5 protein-coding genes are annotated in these 4,029 nt (G+C 60.2%); 3 read left to right on the top strand and 2 right to left on the bottom strand.

What is annotated here, in order from left to right; all coding sequences use genetic code 11:
- Positions 1–85: 85 nt before the first annotated feature.
- Both EN991_RS26135 and EN991_RS26140 read right to left on the bottom strand, forming a co-directional pair.
- Complete coding sequence (locus tag EN991_RS26135) at positions 86–517, bottom strand: CBS domain-containing protein (protein ID WP_013531344.1); 432 nt, start codon at positions 515–517, stop codon at positions 86–88.
- An 87-nt stretch (positions 518–604) separates the two neighbouring features.
- The gene (locus EN991_RS26140) at positions 605–1,363 is read right to left on the bottom strand and encodes a rhomboid family intramembrane serine protease (protein WP_013531343.1); all 759 of its coding nucleotides are present in this window, start codon (positions 1,361–1,363) and stop codon (positions 605–607) included.
- 388 nt (positions 1,364–1,751) lie between these two features.
- Here EN991_RS26140 and EN991_RS26145 point away from each other — a divergent pair, with 388 nt between their 5' ends.
- The 3 genes from EN991_RS26145 (at position 1,752) to EN991_RS26155 (ending at position 4,021) form a co-directional block, all read left to right on the top strand.
- Positions 1,752–2,384 carry a PAS domain-containing protein gene (locus EN991_RS26145; RefSeq protein ID WP_127369850.1) on the top strand — a complete coding sequence of 211 codons (633 nt, stop codon included), beginning with the start codon at positions 1,752–1,754 and terminating at the stop codon, positions 2,382–2,384.
- A 183-nt stretch (positions 2,385–2,567) separates the two neighbouring features.
- On the top strand, positions 2,568–3,185 hold the full coding sequence (locus tag EN991_RS26150; protein WP_127367722.1) for a PilZ domain-containing protein: 618 nt from the start codon (positions 2,568–2,570) through the stop codon (positions 3,183–3,185).
- A 227-nt stretch (positions 3,186–3,412) separates the two neighbouring features.
- Positions 3,413–4,021, top strand: a complete 609-nt coding sequence (locus EN991_RS26155) for a transglutaminase-like cysteine peptidase (RefSeq protein ID WP_063172304.1) — start codon at positions 3,413–3,415, stop codon at positions 4,019–4,021.
- Positions 4,022–4,029 lie beyond the last annotated feature (8 nt).

The raw sequence follows: 4,029 nt of genomic DNA on the forward strand, positions 1-4,029 counted from the left end.
GGCTCGCACTCGTCCGCTCCGAACTCGACAACAGGTAACCACGGCTCCGCCGGTCGGTTCTCCGGCCGGCGGTTCGCCTCACCGCTCAGGCGGTGGCGATGTAGGCTCTGATCTCGTCGGCCTCGCGCTCGACATCCTCGATGCGGCGCTTGACCACGTCGCCAATGGACACGATGCCATCGAGCATGCCGTCCTTTTCCACCGGCAGATGGCGGAAGCGGCCTCGGGTCATGATCTCCATCACCTCGTTGACGGTGTGGTTTTCGTTGCAGATCTTCACTTTCGGCGTCATCGCCGAACGCACGGGGATATCGAGCGCGGCTCCACCTTCGCGGGCGACAACCCGGACGATGTCGCGCTCTGACAGGATGCCGACGATCTTGCGATCGCCATTGGTGATGACCAGCGCCCCGATCTTGTGCTCTGCCAGGATACGGATGGCTTCGCTAAGCTTTTCGTTCGGCCCGAGCGTCAACACGTCATGGCCTTTTCTCTCGAGAATTGCCTTAACCGTCATGGCGTCCTCCTCTGCTTTGCCTGCCGGTTCCTGCCCTGACCGGCCTTCACGTAAGAGTGAACATCGTGCGCCGTGATCGGTTGCATTTCAAGTGTGGTGGTCGGCCGTCTCCCATTCGGGCGCCTGCCATCGCCTGTCGAACCAGCGCAGGCCGAAGAAGCCGGCGACAAAGCCGCCAATATGGGCCTCCCAGGCGATCTGGCCGTCTACCCCCGGGGCAAAACCGAGCAGGCCGGTGGCGAGATTGATGACCATCCACATGGCAAGGAAAATCACGACACCGCGCAAGCGCAACACGAATGCGATCGGCAGCACCGGGCCGGCGAAGGCGGCCTTGCCGGCCGAACGATCGGTGCGGAAGCCAAAACGCGCCGCAGCCCCCATCATGCCTGATATCGCACCGGAAGCCCCGACCAGCGGCGCCTCACCGTAAGGATGCAGTGCCCAGAAAAGCGCGACCGAAGCCAGCCCGGTTGCGGCAAAGAACAGCGCGAACCACAGCGTTCCCAGACGGTTTGCCAATGGTGAACCAAACGCGGCGAGCCACACCATGTTGATGGCGATATGGGCAAAGCCGCCATGCATGAACGCGTAGGTGAAGGGCCGCGAAAACAGGAACCAGTCGAAGCCGTATTGCCCGGTGTAGAGAACGGGGATGAAGGCCCCGTCATACAGCAATGTCATCTGCTGGGATTCGCTCAACACATATTGCTGCAACAGATAGACGACGACGCAGATGCCGATCACCGCCAGCACGACGGGCGGCAGGTTGAACACCGGCTCGCGCCGCGGCTCGGGCGCGCCCTCGACCGGGTCGGCTTCCGAGGGAATTACCGGTTCACTCATTTGAAATTGCACTCACTGCGGGATTCCAGGTTCGAGCATCTAGATTAACGCGGACCGAACAGCAAACCGCGAATCATCTGGCGCGAATCAAAAAAGAAGCCGTTCAAGGTTTCCCTTGAACGGCCGGTCGAGCCCCCTGCTCCCCTAAAACTCTGACTGAAGTGCTGCCGATCGTCGCGAAACGACCGCTTCTGGAGTGGTTTTTGTGTGCCACGGGGCTCGCTCAGACGCAACGTAAACCACTTGTTAACCTTAACGGCCCCGACCCGTGAACAAGTGTTAACGACGCTGGCACGCTTCCTGCTCCGCAACGCATGTAGGTCCTCGGAGGGCGCCCTTCTGTTCACCGATGGGACATCAGACGACAGATTGCGCGGAGCAGCATAGCATGAACCAGAATGGATCGATCACGCTGTTCCAATATTGGAACCGCCTGCGTGATGGACGCCCCGCCCCGAAGCGTTCGGAGGTCGAACCGGCCGACATCAAGTCGCTGCTGGCCGACACCTTTATCCTGGAACGTGACACGCGCGGACAGGCCGTATTCCGGCTGGCCGGCACGAGGCTTTGCGCCTGCTACGGCCGCGAGCTCAAGGGATTTTCCTTTCCATCGCTGTGGCGCGAGAAGGACCAGCGGCTCGTCTCGCGCCTGATCCATGGCGTGTTCGAGCAGAAATCGGTCGTGCTCATCAGCTATGAGGGCTTCAGCCGCAACGGGCGCTCCAATAAGTTCGAACTGCTTGCCCTGCCGCTGGACGGCGGCGTCGAAAATCCGCGCTGCCTGGGCGTCATCAGCGCCGTGGAGAAACCCTTCTGGCTGGGTGCCGATCCGATCACCGATGCGTTGATCGATTCAATCCGCGTCATAGATCCGGAGAAGGAGCTTCTGAACAATCGCCCGGCGATCGATGTTCCCTCGCTTGTTCCCGAAGAACTTGGGGCACCCGAGACGATCTCGGCGCTCGGCCGGGTGCGTCGCATCCGTCATCTCGTCGTCTTCGATGGCGGGCGCGAGGAATAGTCCGCTGTTTTTTGAGACCTGATGCACGTCGCCCAAAACTGCGCGGCGGTTTTGGCACCACGGCCTGCAAAAAGGAAAACGCTGGAGCGCCCGCTTTTCCCCTTTGTTAACCCGCTTTGTTGTACTTCTGTGATGAAGTTCCTCGCATCGGCGCGCGGGATGCCAAACGGGGTGTAGGCAGTCATGAGGTCAGCGGCGGTCGACTATGCGCCGTCCCAAGCTGAAAGGCGAAACTTTCAGCGCGTCCGGGTTAAAATTTACGGACGCTTCATGCTGGAAGACCGCACCGAACATCCCTGCCAGGTCGTCGACATGTCACCGGGCAATGTTGCGTTTCGCACCGACCGCATCGGCATGCCCGGCGAAAAAATCATCGCCTACATCGATCATATCGGCCGCATCGAAGGCGTCGTCACACGCACCCTGCAGGACGGTTTCGCGATGACCGTCATTGCGTCGGATCGCAAGAAGGACAAGCTGGCCGCGCAATTGACCTGGCTGGCCAACAAGCATGAACTCGACCTGCCGGAAGATCGCCGCCACGAGCGCGTCGCACCGCGCAATCCGACAAGCGTGCTGCAGCTCACCGACGGCCGCCAGTACCAGTGCCGCATCATCGACCTTTCGCTCTCCGGCGCCGCTGTCGAAATCGACGTCAAACCGGCGATCGGCATCCAGGTCATGCTTGGCACCATGCGCGGGCAGGTCGTGCGTCATTTCGAGGACGGCGTCGCCATCGAATTCGCTGTGATCCAGCGTCCCGAAACGCTTGATTCCGAATTCAACACGTCACGCGCCTGAGCAGGCCCGACAGCAACATTCCAGGACCGGCCCTTGCGGCCGGTTTTTTGTTTCTGGGAGCGCTCCGCGCCCGAGGTGGGGAGCCTTCAGATCCAAACGAATTAATACTCAAATGATTCAAATTTTACGTTTATTCTATTGGAGTTTTACTCAATATCTACTTCGCGCTTTTGCGTCAAATAAATCCACACGTGGCAATGTCTCCTTCGAACGGGGAGACTACAACAATGAAGAAAACGAGGGGCAAGCTGTTGCTGGCGGCAATGGCGATGCAGCTTTCCGCTTGGGGATCAGCATATGCCGCGGGACCGGCCTATATGCACACCGGTGGACGCACCACCCAGCCTGTTGGTCACTATGAGTTCTGCCAGCGCATTCCCGGCGAATGCAGCGAACGGACCCCCAGGGGTGCGCCGGTCGAACTGACCCGCAAGCTGTGGGCGACGATCGTCAACATCAACAATTCGGTCAACACCCGCATCAAGCCGCGCACCGACATGGAAAACTACGGTGTCGAGGAATATTGGGCCTATCCGGCCAATGGCTATGGCGATTGCGAGGATTACGCGCTGGAAAAGCGCCGCGAGTTGATGGATGCGGGCGTCCCCGCCGGCAATCTGCTGATGACGGTGGCGCGCCAGCCGAATGGCGACGGCCACGCGGTGCTGACCGTGCGCACCAGCCTCGGAGAATTCATCCTCGACAATCTTGAGACCAAGGTCCTGTCCTGGACGGACACCGACTACACCTATCTCAAGCGCCAGTCGGACCAGAATTCCGGCGTTTGGGTGACGATCAATGACGGCCGCTCCGACGCGGTCGCCAGCGTCCGCTGATTTAACAG

Source organism: Mesorhizobium sp. M7A.F.Ca.US.005.03.2.1, assembly GCF_003997795.1.
Lineage (GTDB): Bacteria > Pseudomonadota > Alphaproteobacteria > Rhizobiales > Rhizobiaceae > Mesorhizobium > Mesorhizobium ciceri.